Source organism: Arcanobacterium pinnipediorum (assembly GCF_023973165.1).
In the GTDB taxonomy this organism is placed as follows: domain Bacteria; phylum Actinomycetota; class Actinomycetes; order Actinomycetales; family Actinomycetaceae; genus Arcanobacterium; species Arcanobacterium pinnipediorum.
This window is the reverse complement of record NZ_CP099547.1, coordinates 1,823,259-1,848,232: the sequence shown is the minus strand read 5'-3', so window position 1 is coordinate 1,848,232 and position 24,974 is coordinate 1,823,259. Positions and strand designations below refer to the sequence as shown.

The 24,974-nt window shown below is 52.1% G+C and carries 18 protein-coding genes and 3 tRNA genes; 6 read left to right on the top strand and 15 right to left on the bottom strand.

The features are described from left to right. Positions 1 to 110: 110 nt before the first annotated feature. Both NG665_RS08240 and NG665_RS08235 read right to left on the bottom strand, forming a co-directional pair. Positions 111 to 202, bottom strand: a tRNA-Ser gene (locus NG665_RS08240). Positions 203 to 227: 25 nt separating this feature from the next. After that, a tRNA-Ser gene (locus NG665_RS08235) sits at positions 228 to 315 on the bottom strand. A 127-nt stretch (positions 316 to 442) separates the two neighbouring features. Here NG665_RS08235 and NG665_RS08230 point away from each other — a divergent pair. Next, positions 443 to 2,653 carry a hypothetical protein gene (locus tag NG665_RS08230; RefSeq protein WP_252673220.1) on the top strand — a complete coding sequence of 737 codons (2,211 nt, stop codon included), beginning with the start codon at positions 443 to 445 and terminating at the stop codon, positions 2,651 to 2,653. An 86-nt stretch (positions 2,654 to 2,739) separates the two neighbouring features. Here the strand turns inward: NG665_RS08230 and NG665_RS08225 are convergent, their stop codons facing one another. Then, positions 2,740 to 3,675: an HAD family hydrolase gene (locus NG665_RS08225; RefSeq protein WP_252673219.1), complete on the bottom strand. Its 936-nt coding sequence runs from the start codon at positions 3,673 to 3,675 to the stop codon at positions 2,740 to 2,742. 4 nt (positions 3,676 to 3,679) lie between these two features. Then, positions 3,680 to 4,960, bottom strand: coding sequence for a serine--tRNA ligase (gene serS, locus NG665_RS08220; RefSeq protein ID WP_252673218.1), 1,281 nt, complete (start codon positions 4,958 to 4,960; stop codon positions 3,680 to 3,682). A gap of 102 nt (positions 4,961 to 5,062) precedes the next feature. Here serS and NG665_RS08215 point away from each other — a divergent pair, with 102 nt between their 5' ends. Then, positions 5,063 to 6,229 carry a diacylglycerol/lipid kinase family protein gene (locus NG665_RS08215; RefSeq protein WP_252673217.1) on the top strand — a complete coding sequence of 389 codons (1,167 nt, stop codon included), beginning with the start codon at positions 5,063 to 5,065 and terminating at the stop codon, positions 6,227 to 6,229. Next, positions 6,226 to 8,502, top strand: coding sequence for a hypothetical protein (locus NG665_RS08210; protein ID WP_252673216.1), 2,277 nt, complete (start codon positions 6,226 to 6,228; stop codon positions 8,500 to 8,502). Before NG665_RS08215 ends, NG665_RS08210 begins: the two co-directional genes overlap by 4 nt. Here the strand turns inward: NG665_RS08210 and NG665_RS08205 are convergent. The 4 genes from NG665_RS08205 to upp form a co-directional block, all read right to left on the bottom strand. Further along, positions 8,483 to 9,253 carry a glycosyltransferase gene (locus tag NG665_RS08205; protein ID WP_252673215.1) on the bottom strand — a complete coding sequence of 257 codons (771 nt, stop codon included), beginning with the start codon at positions 9,251 to 9,253 and terminating at the stop codon, positions 8,483 to 8,485. The two genes, NG665_RS08210 and NG665_RS08205, sit on opposite strands and share 20 nt — an antisense overlap. A 193-nt stretch (positions 9,254 to 9,446) precedes the next feature. Next, positions 9,447 to 10,325 (bottom strand): DUF5926 family protein, encoded by an 879-nt coding sequence (locus NG665_RS08200; protein WP_252673214.1) that lies wholly within the window; start codon positions 10,323 to 10,325, stop codon positions 9,447 to 9,449. Between the two features lie 241 nt (positions 10,326 to 10,566). Further along, positions 10,567 to 11,565: an alpha/beta hydrolase gene (locus NG665_RS08195; protein ID WP_252674110.1), complete on the bottom strand. Its 999-nt coding sequence runs from the start codon at positions 11,563 to 11,565 to the stop codon at positions 10,567 to 10,569. Position 11,566: 1 nt separating this feature from the next. Next, entirely contained in the window at positions 11,567 to 12,205 is a 639-nt protein-coding gene (upp, locus tag NG665_RS08190) for a uracil phosphoribosyltransferase (protein ID WP_252673213.1), read from the bottom strand. Between the two features lie 245 nt (positions 12,206 to 12,450). On the opposite strand from upp, the gene tadA reads away from it, so the two are divergent. Together tadA and NG665_RS08180 are read left to right on the top strand one after the other, a co-directional pair. Further along, complete coding sequence (gene tadA, locus NG665_RS08185; RefSeq protein WP_252673212.1) at positions 12,451 to 12,945, top strand: tRNA adenosine(34) deaminase TadA; 495 nt, start codon at positions 12,451 to 12,453, stop codon at positions 12,943 to 12,945. 150 nt (positions 12,946 to 13,095) lie between these two features. Then, a tRNA-Ser gene (locus tag NG665_RS08180) sits at positions 13,096 to 13,186 on the top strand. A 673-nt stretch (positions 13,187 to 13,859) separates the two neighbouring features. On the opposite strand, the gene NG665_RS08175 is transcribed toward NG665_RS08180, so the two are convergent. The 7 genes from NG665_RS08175 to NG665_RS08145 all read right to left on the bottom strand — a co-directional run bounded on the left by NG665_RS08175 (position 13,860) and on the right by NG665_RS08145 (position 23,577). Beyond that, positions 13,860 to 16,586, bottom strand: a complete 2,727-nt coding sequence (locus NG665_RS08175) for a hypothetical protein (protein ID WP_252673211.1) — start codon at positions 16,584 to 16,586, stop codon at positions 13,860 to 13,862. 4 nt (positions 16,587 to 16,590) lie between these two features. Further along, positions 16,591 to 18,447, bottom strand: coding sequence for an HSP90 family protein (locus NG665_RS08170; RefSeq protein WP_252673210.1), 1,857 nt, complete (start codon positions 18,445 to 18,447; stop codon positions 16,591 to 16,593). Between the two features lie 8 nt (positions 18,448 to 18,455). Continuing rightward, positions 18,456 to 18,935, bottom strand: coding sequence for a type III secretion system chaperone family protein (locus NG665_RS08165; RefSeq protein ID WP_252673209.1), 480 nt, complete (start codon positions 18,933 to 18,935; stop codon positions 18,456 to 18,458). A gap of 1 nt (position 18,936) precedes the next feature. After that, positions 18,937 to 19,380, bottom strand: a complete 444-nt coding sequence (locus NG665_RS08160) for a type III secretion system chaperone family protein (RefSeq protein ID WP_252673208.1) — start codon at positions 19,378 to 19,380, stop codon at positions 18,937 to 18,939. Between the two features lie 155 nt (positions 19,381 to 19,535). Further along, on the bottom strand, positions 19,536 to 20,609 hold the full coding sequence (locus tag NG665_RS08155; protein WP_252673207.1) for an acyltransferase family protein: 1,074 nt from the start codon (positions 20,607 to 20,609) through the stop codon (positions 19,536 to 19,538). A gap of 233 nt (positions 20,610 to 20,842) precedes the next feature. Beyond that, on the bottom strand, positions 20,843 to 22,243 hold the full coding sequence (locus NG665_RS08150) for a hypothetical protein (protein WP_252673206.1): 1,401 nt from the start codon (positions 22,241 to 22,243) through the stop codon (positions 20,843 to 20,845). A gap of 476 nt (positions 22,244 to 22,719) precedes the next feature. Then, positions 22,720 to 23,577, bottom strand: a complete 858-nt coding sequence (locus tag NG665_RS08145) for a hypothetical protein (protein WP_252673205.1) — start codon at positions 23,575 to 23,577, stop codon at positions 22,720 to 22,722. 610 nt (positions 23,578 to 24,187) lie between these two features. Between NG665_RS08145 and def the strand changes: the two genes are divergently transcribed. Further along, the gene (def, locus tag NG665_RS08140; RefSeq protein WP_252673204.1) at positions 24,188 to 24,871 is read left to right on the top strand and encodes a peptide deformylase; all 684 of its coding nucleotides are present in this window, start codon (positions 24,188 to 24,190) and stop codon (positions 24,869 to 24,871) included. Positions 24,872 to 24,974: the final 103 nt, after the last annotated feature.

Below are 24,974 nucleotides of genomic sequence, written 5' to 3'. Positions count from 1 at the left end.
CGTTTAGGAGGGATTGGAGTGGGCTAGTTGTCCCTAACCTGCCCGCGCACCGGCTCATCAGAAAAGATATCCCCCGAGACCAGTTCGCTGGTCTCGGGGGATATCCGATATGGCGGAGACGGCGGGATTTGAACCCGCGAGCCGCTTTTAGGCGACTACTCCCTTAGCAGGGGAGCGCTTTCGGCCACTCAGCCACGTCTCCTTGAATGTTTGCGCGAGGCAAACAGCGGAGAGTAAGGGATTCGAACCCTTGATGCAGGGTTACTGCATACTGGTTTTCAAGACCAGCTCATTCGGCCGCTCTGACAACTCTCCTTAGTCTCAAGAAACCACGAAGGAATCTTAACACCTCCATTATTGTAAGGGAATTGCGACCCGAGTGAAAGCTGGTAACGCAGATATTTGTTTTACTATGGAAAGAGAACGACGTGAAAGGGTAGATGTGCGGCGACGAATTATTTCCATAATGTTGGCTTTGCTCGGTGTTTTAGGTATGGCCGGAGCGGCTAGTTCTGCTCTGGCTTTATCGCCTGCGGCACCGACTTCTTCCCGAGATTCCATACTTTTCATTGGTATGTCAGGGGTTAGCCCGAGCGATCTTAATCTCGCCGATCCCCAGTTAGCAACCTTGCTCGAAAACTATTCACTTGCGGCGTTGAGTCCACGATCCGTGTCTCCGCTCACATGTCCGTCAGAAGGATGGATGCAGTTACGTACGTCACGAGATGTCTCAGATCGGCTTCCAGAAACATACATCGAGAAATATGGCGACGATTGTCACGCCGCCACAATTATTGAAGATCCGGCAAGCCTACCCAAAACGCAACCTCAACCGGTACATATTCGAAATTTCACCCAACATATCGAGAAAACCCAGTGGCCGCAAGATCTGCTTTTTTCGCACGACGTCGTTGCCATCGGAACAAACGCGACGATTCCAGTGGCATCCAACGATGGTAGCGTCCAGCAGTGGTATGCGCTTCCAGATGGTGGAGACCCAGCAAATGCCGCCAAAGCACAGCGAGAATTAACCCGAATTTTACAAACGTCACCCGGCGACGTCGTCGCCGATATCGGAAGTGTTCGTGGAGCGCCCCGCTATCTCGATGTGCCTGCACAAACCAAACTCATCGAACAAAAGCTGATCAACATATTGACGGCAAACAACAACGCTGACCATCCGCGTACCGTGATTATTGCCTCTATGGCAGATCAATGGCGGCGGGCTCACCTGCACTTCTTCGCAACCAATATGGCGATCAATGGGCACGGCGGCCCGAGTGTTCTCGAATCAGATTTGACGCGGGCAACAGGTTTCATAACCGCCGCCGACGTGCGCAATCTGCTCACCGGAAAACTCACCGGACTCCATGTTCAGCCAGAAGATTCTTTGACCAGCGCACTACAGCCAGTGCTCGATATTGCACGCCATTCTAGTGTTGCGGCGTCATCGTCGGCAAAATGGTATCAGGTCTTTAATATTGTGGTTTTGCTTGGCGCAAGTGCCCTGACGGCCGTATTCTTGATCAAACCACAACGAGAAGGTCTTAGCTGGGGCGGACCACGCTGGATCTGGATTGGGTTAGAAAAATTTAATCTGTGGGCGTTTGCGTGGGTGCCGGCTGCGATGATCTTAAATTTCTTGCCCTGGTGGAATCTTCCGGGTGGCCCGGGCATGATGCAAACCTGGGCGATCGGGGCAACCAGTGTGATTGCTGGCGGCATGGTGGCATGCGCTCATCTAACTCCACACCGTGCCGGTTTCATTGCGCTGGTGGCAACAGTGATATTGAGTCTGGATATCGTTGCCGGTTCACCCCACCAACGCAACGGGTTTATGGGCTCACTTATCTTAACCTCACGGCGCTACTACGGAATTTCTAATCGCACCTATCTCATACTTGTCGTGGGCGGACTTGTTGGCGCGTTGCTGATTATTGCGTATCTTCGACGCCGGGCTAGCAGCCAACGCAGTGTTTCCGACGGCGAACTAGCAACACACGATATTGCGGCGTTGCCTTGGGGTTCGATGACTGTGGGGCAGGTAAGCGCTTATATTATTTCTGCTGTTGGGCTATTGATGCTCGCTGTTGATGCCATGCCAGGTTGGGGTGCTGATTTTGGTGGGCCTCCAGGAATTATTGCTGGATTTGGTATAGCGGCGCTGCTTGTCGCGGGCAAGAAATTGCGTTGGTGGCATGTGCTTGCCTGGATTCTTCTCACCGTTGCTGTGATGTCTGCGGTTGGATTCGTTGATGTTGCGCGCGGCGGACAGTCACATATCGGTAGATTCTGGTCTAGGTTTGGTAGCACAGATAGCTGGGCTATCGTTGGCGGGAAAATCCGTGACGTTGTTCGTTCGTTCGTGGGGCGTCCGGATTTGCTTATCTTGATAGCTGTAGTGATTATTTTTGCTATTGCAGCTGTTTATGCTACGTCGTATCTTAATTCTCGCAGCGGAGTGCATCTGGCGTCCTTGCGGGAGATCACTGCGGGATATGGTTTCTTGCCGGTTGCAGCCGGTATTGCTGCCGGGATTTTCATAGCTGTTCCGATCAATGATTCGGGCGCAATTATGATTAAAGAAGGGCTCTATATTGCTTTGCCGGCATTGGCTGCCATGATTGCCGGACAGGCAGCTAAGCGCAGCTAGAAGTGCAACCGAGCCCTCCCAAACGTGCAGCTGAGAGCCAAGCTCAACGTGCCACTGAGCCTAACCAACGTGCCACGCCGGGATAGTTATAGCAAAGCCTCTAAAACAGCGGCACACCCGTCGTCGTCAACATGGTCAGTTAACGCATCGGCATACTCGCGAACATACTGGGGAGCATTGCCCATCGCAACACCGACCGTTGCCCACTCCAACATAGCCACATCGTTCCCGGAATCGCCCACCGCAACAGTGTTGTATGGGTCAATGCCAAACCGCAGGCGCAACTCTTCGAGCGCTGAGGCTTTAGAAACACCCTCGGGAGTAATATCCATCCAGGCAGACCAACCCACCGCATACTCCACGCCATGCAAACCCAACTCCGCTACCGCATCAAGGAGTTCGCGTGCCGTCATTTTCGCAGCGCGAACAGTTAGCCGGGTAGCTTTTGTTGAAGATAATTCCGATAACGGTACCAGCCTGCTCGGACCAGACAATTCATCGGGAGGGAACGGATAGGTTACGCGCGTAGGTTCGTCAAGGGTTTCCAAAGCAAACCACACATCGCTAGGTAGCCCCGCAGATAAAATCTCAATCTCGCGACTAGGATCAAACGTATGCGAAGCAACCAATCGGAATGCCGGACCGTTCTCACCCAAAAAATCAGGTAGCGGGGTAGTTTCAGAATCAGGAATTACACCTCCGATTGAGGCAGTGATAGCGCCATTACAGGCCACTACTACACCGCGCTCAATCCCAATATCCCCCAGTGCTACCTGAGTTCCGGTAATACCGCGTCCGGTAGCGAAAATAAGAGTTGTTCCGGCAGCAATATGAGCATGAACCGCCTGACGCATCCGCTCAGAGACCGTTGCGTCATGATGCAAGGTTGTGCCATCTAGATCAATAGCAAGCAACAAGTCTGGTCCTGCTTTGGGGAGCGACGAAGCGCGCAGGACGTCAGTAAAGTATGGCAACGAGTCCGGCAAATCATCTGCGGACTGTTGAGAGTTATGTATAGTCACGTTTTTACGAAACACCAATCGGTGAGACAAGCTCGCGGCCACCAAGATAAGGACGCAAGGCTTGTGGAATATATAGGGAACCGTCAGCTTGCTGATGGTTTTCAAACATAGCAACCAGCCATCGCGTAGTTGCTAACGTGCCGTTGAGGGTAGCAACAGCTTGGGTTGAGCCATCACCAGCGCGCTCGCGGATACCAAGGCGGCGAGCCTGGAAGGTTGTACAATTCGACGTCGAGGTCACTTCCATATAACGGTTTTGGGTTGGAAGCCATGCTTCACAATCAAACTTTTGTGCCGCCGAAGAGCCAAGATCGCCCGCAGCAGTATTGATGACCCGGTAAGGAAGTTCCATCTTTTGGATCATTTCTTCTTCCCAGGCCAAGAAACGCAAATGTTCTTCAGCTGCTTCTTCAGCCGTGCAAAACGAGAACATTTCAACTTTGTTGAATTGGTGGACGCGAATAATTCCGCGCGTATCACGGCCATAGGAGCCAGCTTCGCGACGATAACAGGTAGACCAGCCAGCGTAACGCTTTGCGCCTGCGCTCAGATCGAGAATCTCATCAGTGTGGTAGCCGGCCAGAGCTACTTCTGAGGTGCCAGTTAGGTAGAGATCATCGGCTGGAAGATAGTAGATTTCATCGGCGTGTGCACCTAAGAATCCGGTACCGCCCATCACTTCTGGTCGCACCAGAGTGGGGGTGTTCATCAACGTAAAACCGTTGGCTTCTGCCTGATCGGCAGCCATCGTCAGCAATGCGAGCTCGAGCCGAGCCCCGATGCCTTTAAGGTAGTAGAAACGCGAACCAGAAACCTTCGTGCCGCGTTCCATATCAACTGCGTCGAGGCCCTCAGCCACGTCGAGATGATCGAGAGGCTCAAATCCTTCGGCAGCAAAATCGCGGATCGTGCCGACCTCGCGCAATACTTCGTAATCATCTTCACCGCCGGCTGGAACGCCAGGCAGAACAAGGTTGGCAATCTTGAGCATCGCAGCCTGGAAATCAGCTGCCGCCGCACTGGCTTCGGATTCTAGGCGCTTGACCTGTTCCGACATTTCTTTTGCCTGAGCCAAAATCGCTGGACGTTCCTCAGGTGAGGCTTTACCCACCGTGCGAGAAAGATTCTTTTGCTGAGCGCGCAGATCTTCAAAGGCCTGCTGGGTGGAGCGGCGTTTTTCATCTGTAGCAAGAACAGCATCAACAAGTGCGGGATCATCGCCGCGGGCACGTTGGGAGGCGCGGACTGCTTCTGGATTATCGCGAAGGGTACGAATATCGATCATAGCCACAAGTTTAATGCGTTTTTGCCCGCCTTCCTAATGCTCAGCGCGCAATGAGACGAAGCAGTGTCAAAGAGTAGAACAACTTCTAGTAGAATCAAGACTATGAAATGGGAATTAGTGCTCTTAGTCTTGACTTTTATCGTTAGCCTTGTGGCACTAATCGGCATGCTAGAAAACAGGCGCGCCATTCGCGCGATAGTCCTAGAACGACGTCGAACTAGCACGGCGCGCGTGGAGGAAACAGAATCGAGTGTGCCTAGTTTGCAGTCCGACCACGGGCCGGTCTACGTGGTATATAACCCGACGAAGAAAGCAAACTGGGATCAGATTCGTGCCGAGCTGAGCCGTGTGGCCCACGATGCCTCACTGCCCGAACCGATCTGGTTAGAGACCACCGCTGAGGATCCAGGTGTTAGCCAAACCCAGCAAGCAATAGAGGCAGGAGCCTCGGTAGTGATTGCAGCCGGTGGGGATGGTACGGTGCGAGTGGTTGCTGAGGGATTAATCCACTCCGGTATTCCCATCGGGTTACTGCCAGTGGGTACCGGCAACTTATTGGCACGAAATCTGAATCTACCCCTAGACGATATCCACCAGCTGGCAACGATTGCACTAACTGGCGCGAACCGCAAGATCGACGTCGGCGTACTGACGGTGCGTAAACCTTCAGTTGCGTTGCCGGAACATTTGCGAGGCGAACACAATTATGTTGCTGAAGCAGGACGATACGTCTTCGTCGTCAATTCTGGAATGGGGCTCGATGCTGAAATCATGGCCGAAGCCCAAGCCAATCAGAAACTTAAAGACTATCTCGGTTGGGCAGCCTATGTTAAGGCCGCACTGCCCCACATTTTAGCGCCTAAGATGAAGGCAACGATTACGACCGGCCGGAACGGCAGACCGCTGAAAACTGATGCTCGCACTGTTATGTTCCTCAACTGCGGTGAACTTGTTGGTGGAATCGTTCTTGATGCAACTGCTCAAGCTGACGATGGTTGGATTGAGTTGGCTATTATTGACACCAAGCGCGGGCTTATCGGCTGGATTGATCTGCTGCGCCGGGCTGGTAACCAAAGCCGCGGGCAAACAAGTACTGAAATCCCGGGTATTCCGGCACAAGCTGCCCTCGATGTTCACCGTATTACCCAAGCCTCACTGGAAACCGAGCATGCTCATCCGGTGCAGGTCGATGGTGACGTTTTGGGATATACCAACCGAGTTCATTCCCAGATCCTTCCGCAGGCTCTCAATGTTCGAGTGCTGCGATGAGCAGATCGGGAAGCGAAGAACCCACCTCGAACACGCGAAGCAGTCGCCGTGATGTGCGCCGATGGTGGGGGTGCCTGGTAACGATTGTGGTTGTTTTCCTCAGCATCCTCTTAGCTCCAGCGTGGCGTGGAACGGTGATTAGTGACGACGGCGCAGTCCACGTTGGCCCGGGGAACAAGACAGTTTTCATCGGGTTTAGCGGGGTGGTATGGGAAGATATTTCGCCAGAAAAAACCCCGGTTTTGGCTGAGCTTTACCAGCGTGGCGCATCGGCGAATATGGTTGTTAAAACTCTGGGAGTAACAACTTGTCCGAACGCCGGCTGGCTAACTATCAGCCAAGGTGTGCGGGCAGGTGACCCGATCGCCGATGGCTGCGCCGGCCAGGTAACAGCTTCACACGATGGGGTTTTACCGCAGGAGGTTGAAGCGGCACGGTTGGAGGGCGAAAAATCTTCACCCTATGATGTTCCAGATACTACCTTGGGTGACGAACTTGCCCGTGCCGATATTTCGGTGGCAACGATTGGTTCTGGTGCGGCGTTGGCTACCCGTTCGTCGTCGAATATGCCACTGGCACAGCGCCAACATCGCAACGCGAAGACGGAAAACGGTTTGACTGTTGACGCTGCACAGCTCTATCGCCAGGTTTCTGACGCTGATCTCGTTGTGGTGGATATGGGCCAGATCATTAACCGGCGGGCAGGTGATGGGCGGGTTGAGCCAGCAGTGGGGCAAAAATCGAAAGGTATGCTCGCTGATTTGCGAGCCGCTTTTGCTAGTGCCGATACTCGATCAGTTCAAGCAACGGCAGATATTGCGGTGCTCGATGAGCAGATTGGGAAACTCGTCGAACATATTGATCCAGGCGCTACGATAATCCTTGCTTCAGTTGCTGATTCTGATAGTCAAACAGCCCACTTGCAGTTCTTTACTGCTATCGGGGCAGATATTGAACCAAGTAGTTTGGCATATACGAATTCCACACGGCACCGCGGCCTTATTCAGCTTACCGACCTGCCACAGTTTATTATGACTCAGCTTGGCGAACGGCCAATTCCTGACTTCGTCGGATCAGCTATTGCAACTAACACCTCCGGGCCGGTTCCAGCCTCAGATATCGCTACCCAGCTACGCGACGACGATGCGCGCGCAATCGCGGTACGTCCAGCTGTTGGCCCGTTCTATGTGCTTTTTAGCGCGATGGCTGTTATTTTTCTGGGCTGGTGGGGCTGGCTGAGGTGGAGAGCAATTCGCAGCGGTGAGCATCTTGATATGAGCCAGGCGCACACACTTTTTGGCTTGAGTGTAGCTATGATGCCGGTTTCTTCTTTCCTTGCCAACTTGCTTCCGTGGTGGAATTGGCCATATTCGACGGTTGTATTTCTACTCATCGTGATGGCGGTGAGTGCCTGCGGTGCTTATCTGAGTGCTGGTACAAGTAAGCCTTCGGCAGTTGTGGCGCTAGTGAGCGCCAGCGTTTTGAGCATCGATGTGCTGGCCGGTTCGATGTTGCATTCGTCGTCGGTGCTCGGCGATCAGCCGCAACAAGGTGGGCGTTTTTATGGTTTATCCAATGCGCCGTTTACTATTTTTGCTATTTCGATGTTGTGGTTGACGATTATCGCAGTGCAGTTTATGCGGTTGCGCTATCGCAACGTGACAGTTCCAGGCACCGTAATCGTGATGGGACTGAGTGCAATTATTCTTGACGGAGCTGGTTCCCTGGGTGCAGATTTTGGTGGCGTCCCGGCGTTATTCACTGCCTTCTTCGTGCTTTTTATTGCCTTGGGTGGACGAACTCTCACGCCCCGAACACTCCTCACTGTCCTTGGCGTTGGAACTGGGATCGGGATCGCGGTTGCGTTTGTAGACTGGTTACGCCCTGAGGAATCCTGGACTCACGTGGCCCGCTTTTTCCAAAGCCTTATCGACGGCGAGGCGGTCACTATCGTCTATCGCAAATTGATGTTTATGCTTGGTTCGGCGCCGTGGTTTGTGTGGCTCATCGTCGCACTCGTTGCGGCGGGCTACTGGAATTATCGCGCACGTATCGCCGAGTTGGTTACTACCGCTGATAGGTATTCGGATGATAACGGTCTAGGGCCAGATATTGCCTGGGTTGATCGCTCTGTGCTGGTGTTGATTTTTGTTGCGATCGCGCTCAATGATTCTGGTTTGGTTATTCTCTTGATCGGAGTTGGCTTCGGTGCCCCGCTATCCCTAGTGGCGCGCAACGCGCCAAGAACGCGGTTTAGGCTCCGTAGGCGTTAAACGGTTCGCCGTCGATGACTGGGGGACGATGTGCGGTGTGTACCGTATGACGGTGGATCGTACGTGAAGCCAATGCTTTGAGTACGCCACGCAGTTGGGCAGCCCGGTGGAGTTGGCCGGCAAAATCGTTAGTTGAGACGCGATGATGTAGATCGCACGGCACTTCTTGTACGGTGAATCCGGCAACGAGCAGGTCGATCGTCATTCCTACTTCCACACCCCAACCCGGCGCTAGTGGGGTGATAACATCGAACGCGGTGCGGGTGATGCATCGCTGACCAGATAGTGGTTGGCGGGGAACCCAGCCAGTGAGTGCTTTAATCCCGTTGCGTCCGGTTTTCGTGACGATCCCGTGACCGCCAGCGCCTTTTTGTGGCGGTAGATAGGCGATTGCGCAGTCAACTGTTCCACTGAATACGGTGTGGACGAGCGGGGCGCATTCTATAGCTGATTCGCCCAGGTCGGCATCGAGAAAGAGAAGCGCACGAGCCGGTTGCCCTTCGACGTCGCGCATGGCAACAACTGCAGCCCCTGTTTCCATCGCAGCAGCTTTGCCCCGATTAACGGCATGGCGGACAACAGTTGCACCATTTTGGCGAGCAACTTCTTGGGTTTTGTCTGACGAACCGTCATCGACGACGACGACGAGATCGACATGCGGAATAGCCCGGGCGGCGCCGATGGTGGCGGAAATCCGCTCTTCTTCATTCATTGCCGGGATAATGACTGCAACATGTTGTTCGATATTCACAGTATGTAACAATACTCCAAATTTTCAGTAAAGTTCTCGTTAGTGATGGAATATGTTTGCGTCGTGGACAAGCCCACATTGATGACATGAAGGAGGGCAGAGACGTGGACTGGTCCAAGAAAGAAGGAAGCTAATTATTACATCCAACTTTCCAGGAGTAAGCTCACGATCTCTACCCCCGCAACAAAATTGATTAGCGCAAAGTCACTTGGCGAGAAATAATGCCAGCCCGCGCCCGGCGCTCTTCAGCAGTCAACGGCTCAGTGACAGCCAACGCCTCGTCAAGGCGCTGGGCAAGCACAGCCATCGGCTCACTTAGCTCATCGGCTTCACTGCCCGCGTCAAGCTCAAAAACCGGAATCATTAAACCAAGTGCACGGAAGGCGCCAACGAAACGACCGCCGTCGAAACCGAGTTCACGTGCCTGGTGTAGGCGAGCCAATGCGTCGAGAACGTGGGCCTCTGGCTCTGGGCGCACCCAACGGACGAACTCACGTTGCATCCGGCACCAGTATGCGCCATCGATGTGTGGAACATGGGCGGTTGGTAAAACCTGTTCGCGGGTTTGCTCAATCGCAGACTGTACTTGTGGATCGTTTAGTTCAGCTGGATCGACCCAGAAGCTGTAATTTTCGTGCAACGTCATCTCAGAATCTACACTGAGATCGAGAATATCTTGCAGGCGAGGTCCTGGAACCGGCTGATCAGTTTGCGCTAAGGTATCGCCCGGCTTAAGGTCTAAGCCTTTAATAATGCGATCGGCAATATCGAGCGAAACGTCGCCGGAATTCATCACAGTTTGAGCGGCGACGAGCAAGACGCCGTCGTTGCGGCGAGAAGCTGCAGCCATGCCAGGAAGTAGTGTGACGATTAGGAGGTCTTCACTGCCATATTCGGCAGTGGTGCGCACCGGCAATGTTGCTGCCGGAATAATCTCACGCATCGCAACTAGTTGCGGTTCGAACGCTAAGCCGTCAAACGGACGATCCACAAACTGGATCCGTGCCTTCTTTGGCTTCTTTTCTTTGTTTCGGCGGCTTGCCTTGCCCATCGGCATCTCCTTATTGTTCATCAGGTTACGCCGCTAAAAGCGGCACATGATAGGTATTTTAGCAGTAAACGCGTGGTGGAAAGTGCGCCAGCAACCGTTGCTGGCGCCAGTTATCGAGGTTGATCTTGTTCACCAGTCATTTTGGCCGGGTGGCAGATCATTTTGACCGGGTGGCAGATCGTTTTGGCCGGGTGGCAGATCGTTTTGGCCGGGTGGCAGATCATTTTGACCGGGTGGCAGATCATTTTGACCGGGTGGCAGATCACCGGCCCACCTGGCGTAACGCCCACCGGATCGTTTCGCGCGTGTAGCGGTTACGTGCTGGCGTCTCAGACAATGCGAGATCGTGGCGACCGCCGATGATCTCTACCGTCTCCACGTGAGAACCCAACGCTGGAGCTAAGCGCTTCATGTCTTCGACGTCGAGCACCACATCAGTATGCGCAAGCTCGTACTCACTTGGATGAGTACGGCTGCCAGACTTATCTGAATGAGCAAGAAGCACTGGTTCCTTGATATCCAGACCGCGAGCAACCATCGCGTGCCCGCGCCGTGCCGCAGTGAAGAAACCAGCAAAGACGGTGGCAGAAGTGAGTGGTTTATGTTGCGGATTAAAATAGAACTCACCTCCATAATCCACGTGCAAACTCCGAGCATAAGCTGGTTTTAACCGTGCGATCGGAGTGAGCGGAGCGACTCGAGCAATCTTTTCAAAGACCGATGTTGCCGCTGTGCGTTGCCATGTTGGCCCATTGTGATCTAGCCACGGCGAATTAAGAATCACTGCATCAACTGCGCCAGGGTGACGATCGGCAAATAACACCGCTTGTAATCCGCCAGTTGAATGACCAATGAGTACGATCTTCTCCGCGCCTTGGGCACGGATATGAGTCAGTGCCGCATGGATCTCTTCTTCGCGGATGAGCAAATCTCGTAAATCATCACGGCGCGAAGGGACCCGTAAGGAGCGTCCCGAACGGCGAAAATCCAGACCATACAGGGGGATGCCAGCTTCAGCCCACGCTTGAGCTTGCTCCACATGGAAAAACGAATCCAAGAACCCAGGCAACCACAAGGCGGCAACGCCGGAGTGTGCAACTCGTGTATCGGCGTCGACCTCGCTGACCAACACCGCCACATCTGGACGGCCCGGCGGGGTACCGGCGTCGACGTCGTTCAAAAATGCGGTGCGAGCAACCCAATTCGGACCCAAATAATCAGGCACCCGTGGACCAAATGTGGGAATAAGACCAGAGTACATATTAATCAACGATTCCGTACAAGCGATCCCCGGCATCGCCCAAACCGGGAACAATAAAGCCCTTCTCGTTGAGCTTTTCGTCAACCGCGGCCACAATAATGCGAACATTGCCGCGATCGCCAATATGTTCTTCGAGAGCTTTCAAGCCTTCGGGCGCCGCCAAAATGCAGATGGCAGTGACGTCGCGAGCACCACGCTCAAGCAGATAATCAATCGAGGCGATTAACGTGTGCCCGGTGGCCAGCATCGGATCGAGAACGAAACATTGGCGATCGTGGAGATCATCTGGAAGACGATTGGCGTAAGTGATTGCTTCGAGAGTCTGCTCATCACGCTTCATGCCCAGGAAGCCAACTTCGGCGGCTGGGATTACTCGAACCATGCCATCAAGCATGCCCAAACCGGCGCGCAGAATCGGGACAACCACCGGGCGAGGATGGGCCATTGTTGTACCGGTCATGTGAGCAACCGGGGTCTCGATGTCTTTTGGCTCGGTGAGAATATCGCGGGTTGCTTCGTATGACAAAAGCATAATGATTTCTTCAACTAGCTGGCGGAAAACAGGTGAAGGAGTGTTCTTATCGCGCAGAGTTGTCAGTTTATGTGCCACAAGTGGGTGGCTAATTACCTGGAGTTCCATACTTATTAATTTACCGGTTTTACGGGCGCTAGACATGTTTTACTGGTGAGGAGTATGTATCAAAAATCCAAGCGGGCGATGTCTTGTGGCGCGCGTGGGTGGTTGGCGGGTTTAGTGTGGGCGGATCTAGGCTGGGAAAGCGCATACGTGAAGTGGGTGTGCGGGCGGAGTGGGTGTGCGGGCGGAGTGGGTGTGCGGGCGGAGTGGGTGCACATGCACACCATCAAACATGCGAAAATATGACTATGTATGAATCCGAAGAAGTAGCTATGCGTTACGCAATGGAGCTAGCTCAACGAGCCGGGCAATCCGGTGATGTACCCGTTGGTGCGGTGGTGGTTAGCAACGATATTGATGGCGATCTGAGCGGCGAAACTGTCGGCGAGCTTGGCGTATTGATTGGGAGTGGATGGAACACGCGTGAGGTCGCAGCAGATCCGTGTGGGCATGCCGAGATTAATGCCTTGCGTCAAGCAGCACGTACATTGGGTCGGTGGAATTTAAGTGGATGTACGTTGGTGGTCACTCTCGAACCGTGCACGATGTGTGCGGGTGCGATTGTAAACTCGCGGATTTCGCGGGTGGTTTTCGGAGCGTGGGATGAAAAAGCTGGAGCTGCGGGGTCGGTGCGGGACGTGTTGCGGGACGCCAGGTTAAACCATACGGTCGAAGTTGTTGGCGGGATTTGTGAAGCTGAGAATGTTGAGCTTTTGCGTCAGTGGTTCCAACAACGGCGGTAGTGCCTTTGGTAGTGCCTTTGGTAGTGCCTTTGACGGAAGCTGTGAAACTCTTCAAGTGCGCCGCGAATCGTAGTCGGCGAACTATGTGACGTAACTGAATGCGTGTAATTTTGCGCGTTGGCATACCGGCGCGATAGGATTGGCTGGCAAGGTAGCGTGTCCGAGCGGCCGAAGGTGCAGCACTCGAAATGCTGTGTACGGTAACCCCGTACCGAGGGTTCAAATCCCTCCGCTACCGCCACTAGTTCCCCCTGGTATATCAATGAAAAGTTGAAACCAGGGGGTTCTGTTTTAAGGCTTTGCATACCCTATGCATACCAGTGAAACGATAACGGTTCCTACCGACCACCAACAGCACGCACATCTATCCAAGCAGCCATCGATCCTGTTGGTTGGCCAAAATTCAAGTTTTAAACAGCTATCCAAATGGCAGTCGAAACAAAATTCACCATTCAAGCAGTCATCGATCCTGTTGGTCGGCCTAAAAGCACATGAAACGCAGCCACGCCTACCAATACATGCCGAATCTAGTCTAATTTGTCGGGTTTTCGGGGTAAATAGAGGGGTCTACCTGCCACGAAGCTAGGATGTACTGTCGCGAAACCGGGGTATATGGGGCGATGTCCCCATATACGAGGACATCGCCCCATATACCCCGGTTTTGAAACACTTTATAGCCTTAATCAGGATTGAAGTGAGGTTTTAACGCGCAAAGTGGTGTTCAACGCGGAGAACAGTAGCTTATGCGAGCAAAGGTTGCCGGTGCTGAGGTGGAGATATAGGCGATGAGGATAGGAAAGTAGCTAGCAAGCATAGCAATAGGGCGCGGAGTTAGCGAAAACTCTGCGCCCTATTGCTATGCAGCCGTTATTCATGTGCAGCCGTTATTCATGTGCAGCCGTTATTCATGTGCATCACTCGTTTTCGAGCAACGACTCCAGATGCTGCTTGAGCTGGCGAGCATAGGTACGCACATTCTTTCCGGCATACCGTGGCTGCGCCACCGTTTCAGAAACCTGAGTAATGAGTTCTTGCGCCCGGTCAAGCTGACCAGTAATAAGGTACATGTGCGCTAGGCGGCACTGTACCTCAAGGGCAGAATCTCCATGATCGATCTTCTCAAACCCAGCAATCGCAGCCTGCAAATAGTCTTGCGCCATGCCGTACTTGTAGCACAACATGTACATGTGGCCCATATCAGAAGACCAGTCAGCCTCATACCACTGCGGGCTACGACCCAAAAACTCAGTATGCCCAGGATCAGTTACCAACGAACGCAACCGTTCCATCGTCGATTCCAGCAAGGCAATATCTTCATCAGGTACCTGGCCGGGTTGCTGACCGATTGCTTCACTGAATTGATAGAGCGTCTGGCATAATTTACGCAACGCATTATTGTAGGACTTTTCCGCAGCCAAAATTGCGTCGTTGTCATTATCGGCAATCGTCAGTTCATCAAGAGTGCGGGAAGCCCGGTCAAATTCTGCATCAACTAAGGTCACAACATGTTGCCAGACGCGGATCGCATCACTAAACCGGTGAGCTTCCCGGTAAGCATTCGCAGCCCGCATTAACGCCTGAGTATGAGCGTCTTGCTCCTTGACCGGCATAGTTTGGGCGCCACGTTCCAAATGAATCGCGGCAGTCTCGGCGTGCTCCATCTTTCCAGATGCTTGGGCCAGTGCCAGATGTAAATGCGGCACGACGACGCCACCTAAATGCTGACGTTCTAAAACATCGAGCGCATTTTGGGCTACTTCCGCCATTTCTTCCCACCGACGCCGGCGAGCAAGAAGCTGGGATAAATAAACGGCTGCCACGCCTTGGCGGTAGGGCAATTGTGCAGCTGACGATACGTTGAGCATGTCGCGCGCTGGTTCAATCGCTTCATCAATATAACCGGCCTCTTCCGCCGCATGAGACAATAGACGCAATGCGCGCAACCGGGCACCGAGCGGATCGTCAGTGTGTGCCCCCAGCGCCTCATCGGCACTTTGCGCGGCCTCCATGTATTCCTTATCTTTCATGTGACGCTCAGCTTGGGCGATAAGGGTAAAGGCCGGATCAGAGACCACTTCCGGCAAGCGGTCTGGGGCTTCATCGGCTTCATAGAGCAGTTCGTTGGCCTCAGCGCGCAACTGATCCCATTCGGCGCGTGCGGTCTCGGTGAGCCCATCAAGATCGTCATTAAGTAGTTCTGGCGCTGCCACGACGTGTTCGAGGGCCTGCATCCAGTAAATCGTATTGACTGCCGCGCCGAATTTGGCGTCAGCTTCGAGCAGTTCGCGCAGTGAGAGATCTTTCCACGGGCCGGAGAGTTGTTCGGCTGACAAGCCAGGTTCACTTTCGAGAGTGGAGAGTTCTTCATCATCGACGACGTCGGATGCGGCTGGTTTCGGTAACGCTTCGCTAATCTTCATTCCCGAAACGTCAGGAATCGGGGTTGTTGTGGTAGGTTCGGGTGCAGGTTTAGGGTTGAGGATCTCATTGAGTCGTTCCATTTCGCGTTCTGGATGTGGATGTCCGGGACGCTGGGCGAACTGTTCGGTGAGGTCGACAGCAAGCTGGTAGAACCATTGGCGTGCTTCGCTTAATGTTGGGCGCACTAGTTGCGGGGCAGAAATCCAGGGCAGTTCCTCACCAGGTAAAGTGACATCGAGAACTTCTGAGCCACGCTCAGTATCAAAACTATCTAGCACCAAGACCACAGCAATAGCAAAATCCAACAAAACTCGAGGGGACTCAGCTTCCTTCATCCACGGAGTATGGCGTAAAGAAATTGTTAGGGCGCGTTCTAGGCGTTCGGGGCGTCCAGCTCGGCCAGATACAGCCAAATACACCAACTGCTGATCGAGGTTTTGTAGGTAGCTTGCCGACTGCTGATAGCGGCGGTATGCGCGCAAATGTGCAGCCCAGGCTTTATCGTCGCGGCCTGAATATAGCCACGGCAACATTAGATCGCTTAACAACTGTTCGGGTTGATTACTGCATTGGCTTTCTGCGCCTAGAGCTTCTTCGCCAATCTCGATAGCCTTATCCCACTGTTCTAGGCGCGCAAAATAATCGACTTGATGACCCGGATCGCACAACGCACAATCGGAAAGATCTGAGCGGTCGGCATTGAGCCATTGCTGATAAAACCCTTCAGCCTTGTCTTTTTCACCCAGACGGCGATACATTTCATAGTTACGGAAATACCAGGCACGCTGCGGATCGGATTGCTGTTGATAAAAATCATGCATGCGCTGCAAAATCTGTTCGGTTTGGGCGACCGAAACATTGGGAAGTTCGCGTGCGGCAGAGAAAACATACTTGTAAAACCAGCCGAGTTGGTGAACTAAGCCGTCTGAATAACCGGGTAGTTCGACGTCGTCAAACCACTGCGGATTTTCCTTATAATTGCGTTCTAGCCACGCAAACGGGGCAATCACGCGAGTCGATTCGCCACCTTGAACGTAGGCGGTTACGAGATCGACGTAACAGCGCACAGCAGTTTTCATATCGCCACGATCTTCAGCCACCTTGGCTGCCTGAGCCCACAATGCGGAACACGTTTTCCCCCACGGGGTGGCTTCGGCGCGTTGGATCAGATCGGTGAGTTCGTCAATGCCATCATCAACCCAGTTGTTATTGCTTGTCATAGGACTACTTTTCTCCTGTCGTGCCACGGCGAGAAATCAACGCCGAAACTAAGGTTGTAAAAACGGTTGCAGACCACGACCTGGCCTGCTGGTTCATCGGATGGCGCCCAGCAAGTAGCGCCTGGACATAAAAGCCGCGAATCGCACTCTTGACGGCCTCCTGTTCAGTGGTCACTGCGCCGGCGAGCTCATTAATCACACTAGAACGCGCATTGAAAATAAGACGAGGCGCATCGTCTTTAATTTGGCCGTTACGGCGTGCAGCATCCGCAGAATCGAGAAGTCCAGCAAATAAATCATCGCTAGTATCACGTTCTTCTTTTTCGATGAGTTTTCCGGCCAAGTTGCCGTTGGGTAAGAAGAGAACAGGTAACGACGTCGGATCGAAACTTCGAGCTTCAACCACTAACGATTGACCGTCGAGCACTTTGGTTGCCACGTCGAGCAAGGTCATAAAATAGGCTTCTTGGGAAATGCTGACAGGTTCGAGCACGCTCAGCACTTCTTCGACGTCGAGCTCGCTAATCGAAAGATGTGGACGGTCTAGGGCAAGTTGTGCCAGGAGTTCTTCGTCGAACGCGAAACCGGCGTTGACAACGCATAATCCGTTGCGTTCAAAAATAGTTTCAAGAGTGCGGAACTCGTTATCGGTGCGAGTAAAGCGAATCGCGCCGAACTTATCTATTACTTGAGCTAAAGTTAGCTGGCCTTGGCTCGTGGTAAACGGAACTGCTGAAACAACCAGATCGCGTGTGGCGCGATCGGTGATAGCCAGCGATTTTAACCCGTTGATGTGAACAGAGGTGAAACGATGGAAGCGTTCAATATCGAACTTGGCGAGATTCTGTAGCCAAGCGCGGATCTGATCGCCCATCTGTTCGCGAGCTGCGTCAAGAATCTCGTTGTCAAAAAGCTGCTCGCGCGAAGCGGTGGGTTTGAGATTGTCAGTGTTGAGAACTACGCGCACAAAATATGCCCACTCTGGCAAAATGTCGGTGACCTTTTTCCCTAGGAGCATTGAGCGCAAGTACACATGGTGGTGTAAGGACTGGCCGGGGCTTGCCCCGGAAGAGAGTACGAATGCTACACCTTTGATGCCTGCAATAGGAACATCGATGTCGATCATGTCGAAGGGAGAAAAACCAAAGTTTTCCATGCACCAACGAGCTTTTTGACCGCGAGGTAGCTCCCAGGGTGGCGTGGTGTCAGTTAGGGTGACGCTAGAGGAGTTCTCGCGCTCGAGCGTCACAGTTATAGGTAGGAATTGGCCGTAACTGCTAATTAGTGACTGGAGTTTGGCGTAATCGAAACTCCGATCACCGGGCAGGCTTTCCAAGACGACAGTGGTACCAGCATCGCCTAATTCTGCCGGGACGTCACCTGGCTGCGGGTAGTCAACTAGCCAAGTACCGTCGGAGCGGCCAACCCACCGCACCACTCGCGGATCAGCTTCTTTAGCTGACCGCGAGTAGACGGTGATGGTATGCGAGACCATAAAGCATGAGAGTAACCCGATGCCGAATTGTCCCAAATAGTCAGCACGAGAAAAACCGAAATCGTCACGCTTAGATGACGCGCCGATTGTTGAGAGGAGATTCTTGACCTCATCAAAGGTCAAGCCCACTCCGGTATCGGTTACTCGTAGGGTAGAGCCGTTCGTGATGAACCGAATCCGGCGGGCGGCACTCGGATCGAGTTGCCGGCGAGCCGTGATCGCATCGAGCCCGTTTTGTAGGAGCTCGCGCACGAATACAGCCGAACTGGAGTATAGATTGCGAGATAACAGCTCTACAAGACCGCCTAGATCAACTTGGAAAAACTGTTCGACGTTACCGTTATCTGCAAAATTATGCTCCGCCATAAAAAACCCTATTCGTTCTCGTTTTGCTCTGGTTGTGGGATCTGTAGATCCTCGATGTATTTGTCGATCGCCTGAACATTGAGGCTTACTGAGAGACCAACATAGCGCTCTAGCTGCTCATCGGTTGCGCCAGCTTCAAGCGGGAAGGAAACATCCACGTTCATGATCAGATCGTTATCGTCATCGACATGAGGATGTGCGGTACCGAATACCGTTTCCTTGTTCCAGTTATTTGCCCAAGCAAGTGCTTCGCCAAAACGTTCCGCAGGCAAAATCGCACCCGTGCCATAGGTTGCAATCGTAAGAATGTTCGATTCTTCAATGAGGCGAACAACTGTGAAGCGACCATCAAAGCCCGTAAGTAGCGTGTTGTCGCGTTCCTCATCGACGTCGAAGGTCCACTCATTATTGTCAAAAACCTGCTTAACGCGTTCAATCGTTACCGGGCTAGGAGTTAAAGTATCCTTATTCTTCTTAAACCACGCCATGTTACTCTCCTTGATCTTCGACAGTCCACGTCACCAAATGTGGCAACGCTTCGGCAACTTCAGCTTCTGCTCCAAAGAAGGAACCCATAGCATTACGGAAGGCAGCTTGGAGCTGTTCGTCACTCAAACCGTCATCGATAGGAAGGTTGAACTCAAAAATGAGCGAACCGCTAGCGCCCTCTGTGGGATCCTCAACGTAAGTCTTAGGTAGCGTGCGCTCAGTATTGAGCTTGTTTGCCAAAAGATAAGCTTGTTCGACGTCGTCTTGTTCGACGATGTCTGCACGCCACAGTCCGGTAATCGTCAGAAGATTTTCAGTTACGCGCATGAATGCGATGAGAGACTCAAAATGAATAACAATACGTTCGTCATCAGTGACTTCATACTTCAGTTCTTCGGCTTCCAAAAGAAGCTTAACGCGATCAAATGTTACTTCAGGTAGCATATGATCTCCTTTCTGTTGTATTTGCGCAACGATGCCAACGTCTGTTGAATTGCGCTCGAGTTAAGAAAACCCATTCTCATCCTATCGTGGATTCAGGACATATTGAAGCCCAAATGAGGACTCAAGTCCCAATGTTGGCTAGTTTGGGAACTATGCTATTTCCCGGTGGTGGCGGTAGTGAGAAGTTTTCGTTGTAGGCGCGGCATTAATCTGGACATAACAATTGACAGGATAACGGTGAGCGCAAACGAAATAATCACAAACCAATACCGGTGACTTTCACCAAACCCGTAATACGACAACACCAGCATCGGCAGGCGCTGCAAAACGTAAATCCAAAACAAATTCCGCCCACACCATGCCAAAATCGGACTATTGAAATGAACAACCATCGTCACCAGAACTGCAACCGCACAATACGCCAAAGCAGCTGACTGGAAAACCAGATAATGCAGCCCCGCAACACTCTTGACCGCAACGAAAACCGCCGTCGTCGTCGCTACAAGAACCGACCACAAAAACCAACCATGCCTGCCACGCAGCCGCGCTTCTAGCGGAGCGCGGAAAGCAGACCATGCCATCCCCAACGGATAACACAACACCGTATTAAACGTATAAGCGCCGCTCGAACCCTTCGCCCACCACATTAGCGCACCAAAAACCAAGCCGGCCCCAAACATCAACGCAACCCCCGCGCCTGGCATACGGGCAGCTAAATCGCCAAGAAGTTTATAGACAACAAACGTCATCACATACAGCACCAAAATCGCAAAAATATACCATGCCGAATTGCCAACACTCGTCCACCCGACCATTGCTAATATCGTCTGAACAACCGTAATTTCACGATCTAACGCCACAGACAATAACGCATACATACATACCGCCACGGCGAAATTAATCCACGTCACCGCTACCCGCTTAGCCGGAATCGAATCAACATACCCCGGCTTTCGCCGAATCGACTCATGGACGCCGAACCCCGAATAAAACAAAAACAAGGCCACCATTAGCTGACCCAACCCCGTCGCCAAACCATACATCCAGCCATCTGCTGCTGGGACCAACGGAATATAGGTCCGCACGTGGGCATAAAACACGATCAGAATGAACAGGCCATTAATTTGCGTGGTGTGGGCCTGTGAAATATACGAATCTAAGTCAGGGCGCGGGAAAATCTTGATGCCAGCTAGGCACACGAGCACGATCAGGACGAGGAATATGTTCACGGTTTCACATTAGCTGGTTTGGTGGGTGGTTGGTGGTTGGTGGTTGGTGGGTGGTGGGAGGTGGGTGGTTGGTTGGTTTGGTTGGTGGTTGGTTGGTTGGTGGGTGGTGGGAGGTTGGGTTGGTGGATGGTTTGGTGTCGTTTCCTATTAATCATTCTAGCGAGCGGAGACGTTAGTTTTTGCACCGGACCACGGTATCGAAGGAGATAAGAAAGGGATGAGTATCGCGAAAATCATTGTGAATCGGAGTTTTTATTGCGATAGCGTCGCACTCTTTGGTGTCGAATGATGGCAACAATTCCAAAAATAACTCCGGTTACTAACGGTATCCATAGTTTGGGATGGTCAACAAGCCAGGCGAGCCAATCGGGCAGATCGGGCAAGGTTGGCAGGAACGAAGCAAGCCACTTAAAGAAGTGCGTGATGGAATCCCATACTGGAGACAAGAACGCGCCGAGCTTATCGAAGAGCCAGTCGATTGGCCACCAGATTTTCTTTATCAGCCACCATACTGGCGATAAAATCTTTCCAATTAGCCACCAAAAAGATGTCCACAACCAGACAATCGGTGAGAAAATCCAGCTTACATAAGACTTAACTGCATCCCAAATAGGGTGAAAAAGAGCTTCAAAGAAAGGCACGGCTAGAAACAGAAACCATCCCCACCCTACTTTGCCCAAACCAATGAGAATTGGCAGGAAAAAGCGCTTTATCGGGGAGGCCTCTAGCATGAGTTGTCGTTTTTCGGCGTAGCTGTTTTGCGGGGCAGTGAATTCGAATATTCCGTCTGTGGTTGGGGTGATTGTGGTGTGAGAGGTTGGATTTGGTGATTGATGGGTGGTATCCGGTTGGATGGTATCCGGTTGGATGGTATCCGGTTGGTTGGTGTCTGGTTGGTTGGTGTCTGGTTGGTTGGAGTTTAGTGGTTGGTTGGCACCCAATGGTTGATTTGTGCCCAAGTAATACGCTGAAATAATATCCCCAAACGGTGAAGATTCGATCACTATTTTCGGTTTGGAAGCTAGGGAAACGTTTGTGAATTCGCCAGGTTCAGGATAGGAGATAGTGATGTTTTCGGTTGGGTTGGTGTCTTTAGCTGAGTTGGTTCCTTTGGTTGGGTCGTTGTCTTTGGTTGGGTTGGTGTCTTCGGGCTGGATGGAGTCTTTAGATTGGCTAGTTTCTGAAGAATCATCTTCACCGGCAAAGATTGCGCGAAGCCCAAGAGATCCACAACGCGGGTGACCTAATCGAGCTATTGTGTGACCGTTGAGTTGCACAGCAACTTGATTGCCAACATTAGATCGGATTCGGTCAGTGTATTCAAAGAATCGCTGCTTCATTGGAGCCAGCACGCGAGGTAACCTGTTTGCCCAGCGTTCAAACCTGTGAGCGAGATTTTTAAGTCGTAGATTTTGTTCGTTGATTTCCGAGTCGGAGGTTGTCTGAGCTTGCGGATTGGTGGTGGTCTCGGCTCCGGAGTTAGAGACCGTACTTGTGTCAGTTTCAGGCTTTATATCTGTTTCTGATTCAGGTGGCGCATCCCATTCCGGGTCGATTCTGCGCATTTCTACCGCAGGCGCTTCGATGATTTCGAAACGACCGAAGGTGGGATGCTCAAGAGTCCAGATGCGCATAGATTTAGTCTAATAACAGGTATATATGTTTCAAAACCGGGGTATATGGGGCGATCGCCTCATATACGGGGACATCGCCCCATATACCCCGGTTTTGTCACCGATCTTAGGTATCAGCAGGCGGTGTGCAGATGTCAGAGGTGTTGGCGTTAGTCAGGTTCATTTTTCCAGCTTCCCTGACCCGCGCTGCATATATTGAGATGTGCCACCCTAGATATTCAGGGGAATTCCACAGTGTTTTGTACGGCTTTACCGATGGTTCATCTGCCCTTGACACCCTCGAGATGTCCTCCCTAGTTATATCCAACCTAGCTACTCATGGCGAATACTTTAAAAGGATAGCTCTCATAAGATTTCCGATCCTATTTGCTCATGACCTATCTTCTACTTATCAGTGCATGTCTAGCGTATCCATAGACCCTATTTGCGAAGTGCTGGCGCTGAGCTATCTGTAGCTACCCAAACCTCACGATTTATCACAGTAACGGGCGCGGAAATAGTAGATGTTCCCGAGTCCTTAAAACGGTAAGAATATAGGACTTAGTATTTTCCCAGTCACCCCAAATTTGTTGATAACTTAGCCGTATATGTTTATATCCGAGAAGTGTTTGTTGTGCATCCCGGTATCGATCTTCGTTGACGTTGAGCCCTTTGCTATGAAACGCTGTGCTATCACACTCGATAGATAAAGATCTTCCGACGAGCAAGTCGATACGCCCAACAGTTGGAACATAGACCTGTGCCGAAACCGGGACGCGTAATGAGTGAAGGTAGTTTCTCACGCGGGTTTCACTGCCTGATTGTGCATCACGTATTCGTCTACGAAGAACTTGTTGCTTGTGGCGCTGTGCACCAGCAATGATCTTATCTGCCGTGGGCATATCTATTTTCCGTTGATTCAATGCAGATTCCAGAACAATTAAACCTGTCTCTTCATGGTGGTAGCGCACGATGTGTTCCAGAGATTCAACAAGAGTGCTATAAATATGGGGCGATTTTGCGGGTGACGGGTGGATACCGAGCAGCCCATCACTGGTCAGTGACCGATGAATCGTAAGCTGAGTAGCGCGAGCACTAGAATCTCTACTGCGGCAGATCAGATGCGGGTATCGTGTCTCAGGGACCCACAATCCCCATTCTTTCGCAGCAGAACAACAACCTATCAGGTAACCATGTTGTGCGGCATTCCGTTCAAGTTCAGTAATTGATGGAGACCCATACCAGCGATGAGGTAGCCGAATGATAATCCCTTCGTCGCATGCCTTTTGTAGTAAGCGGTTATTGGTGACAAAGGGATGAGGTAGTTGGTGGCGACGAAAAACTCGTTTTTCCATACTCTCAAGGATGGCTGAGCGGCTGATTAAAAGTGGACGAATATCCCTTACCTATGGAAAACGATGTTGAGGGTAGCAGGTTGTGGATAAAGTTGAAGGTATTTTAGGTGACGAGCAACAAGGTCAGGTTGAGGCTTTCTAAGAATAGTGGCTGGTGTGGTTGGTGCCTGCCGACGGAAGGTAGTCGTGTGGTTGGTGTGCTCTGTGTGACTGGTGGTGGGAGGATTATGGCTGAAGTCGGTGGATGCTTGTGCCAAAACCGGGGTATATGGGGCGATCGCCTCATATACGGGGACATCGCCCCGTATACCCCGGTTTCGTGACAGTGTGGGCTGATAGAACAGCAGATAAACGAGCGATTTACGTTATTTGACTGGTTTGTGTGGCAGAAAACTATCTCGCGAGTGAATGGATGGGTAGCCAATCCGGCGGACAAGCCTAGGGTAGCCAATCCGGCGGACAAGCCTAGGGTAGCCAATCCGGCGGACAAGCCTAGGGTAGCCAATCCGGCGGACAGGGTGAGGTTCACCAACCCGGCAGACGGGCAGATAATCGGGAAAGTCGGGTGGATCGAATGCATATCTGTCCGCCAATCGCGTAGTCTAGGTATATGCTTTACCCCATTCATGTATATGGTTCGCCGGTTCTCCACAAAACCAGCCGTCCAGTTACTGTTTTCGATGACAAGCTCAAAAAACTCACCGAAGATATGTTTGAAACCTGTGAAGCCGCTCCTGGTGTAGGTCTTGCTGCACCACAAATTGGTCTCGATTTGGCGATGTACGTGTGGATGTATGATGGTCCAGAACATAAGGGCCCGCAGCGAGGTGTGGCGATCAATCCGACGCTACTTATTGAACCGGTCGATACTCTCGAACCAACGCCAGCCGACGAGGAAGGATGCTTATCTTTCCCTGGCTACCAGTATGGACTTCGTCGCTCACCTCGGGCAGTTTTGCGTGCCCAAGACGTTGAAGGTCAATGGTATGAGCTGGAAGCTGATGGTTGGTTCGCGCGTATTATGCAGCACGAGTATGACCATTTGCACGGCCGAATTTATGTTGATCGATTGACTGGGAAGTCTGCCCACCAAGTATCTAAGGTGATGAAGCGCGAGAAGTGGAATGTGCCAGGAATTGCTTGGTTACCGGGGCAAGATGAGCTTTTTGATCTCGACGACGCCGCGCTCGCGAACCTTGACGAGATGACTCGTTATTTTGCTGGAGTTCCGGAAGACTCCGCAGCGGCAGAATCAGAATTGCCTGATAAAGGTGCAAGTTTCGGTTTGGCATAGTTTCGGTCTGGCATAGTTGCGGTTTGGCATAGTTGCGGTTTGGCTTAGTCGCGGTCTGGCATAGTTACGGTCTGTTCTAGTACTAAGTTTTGGCAGATGTCGT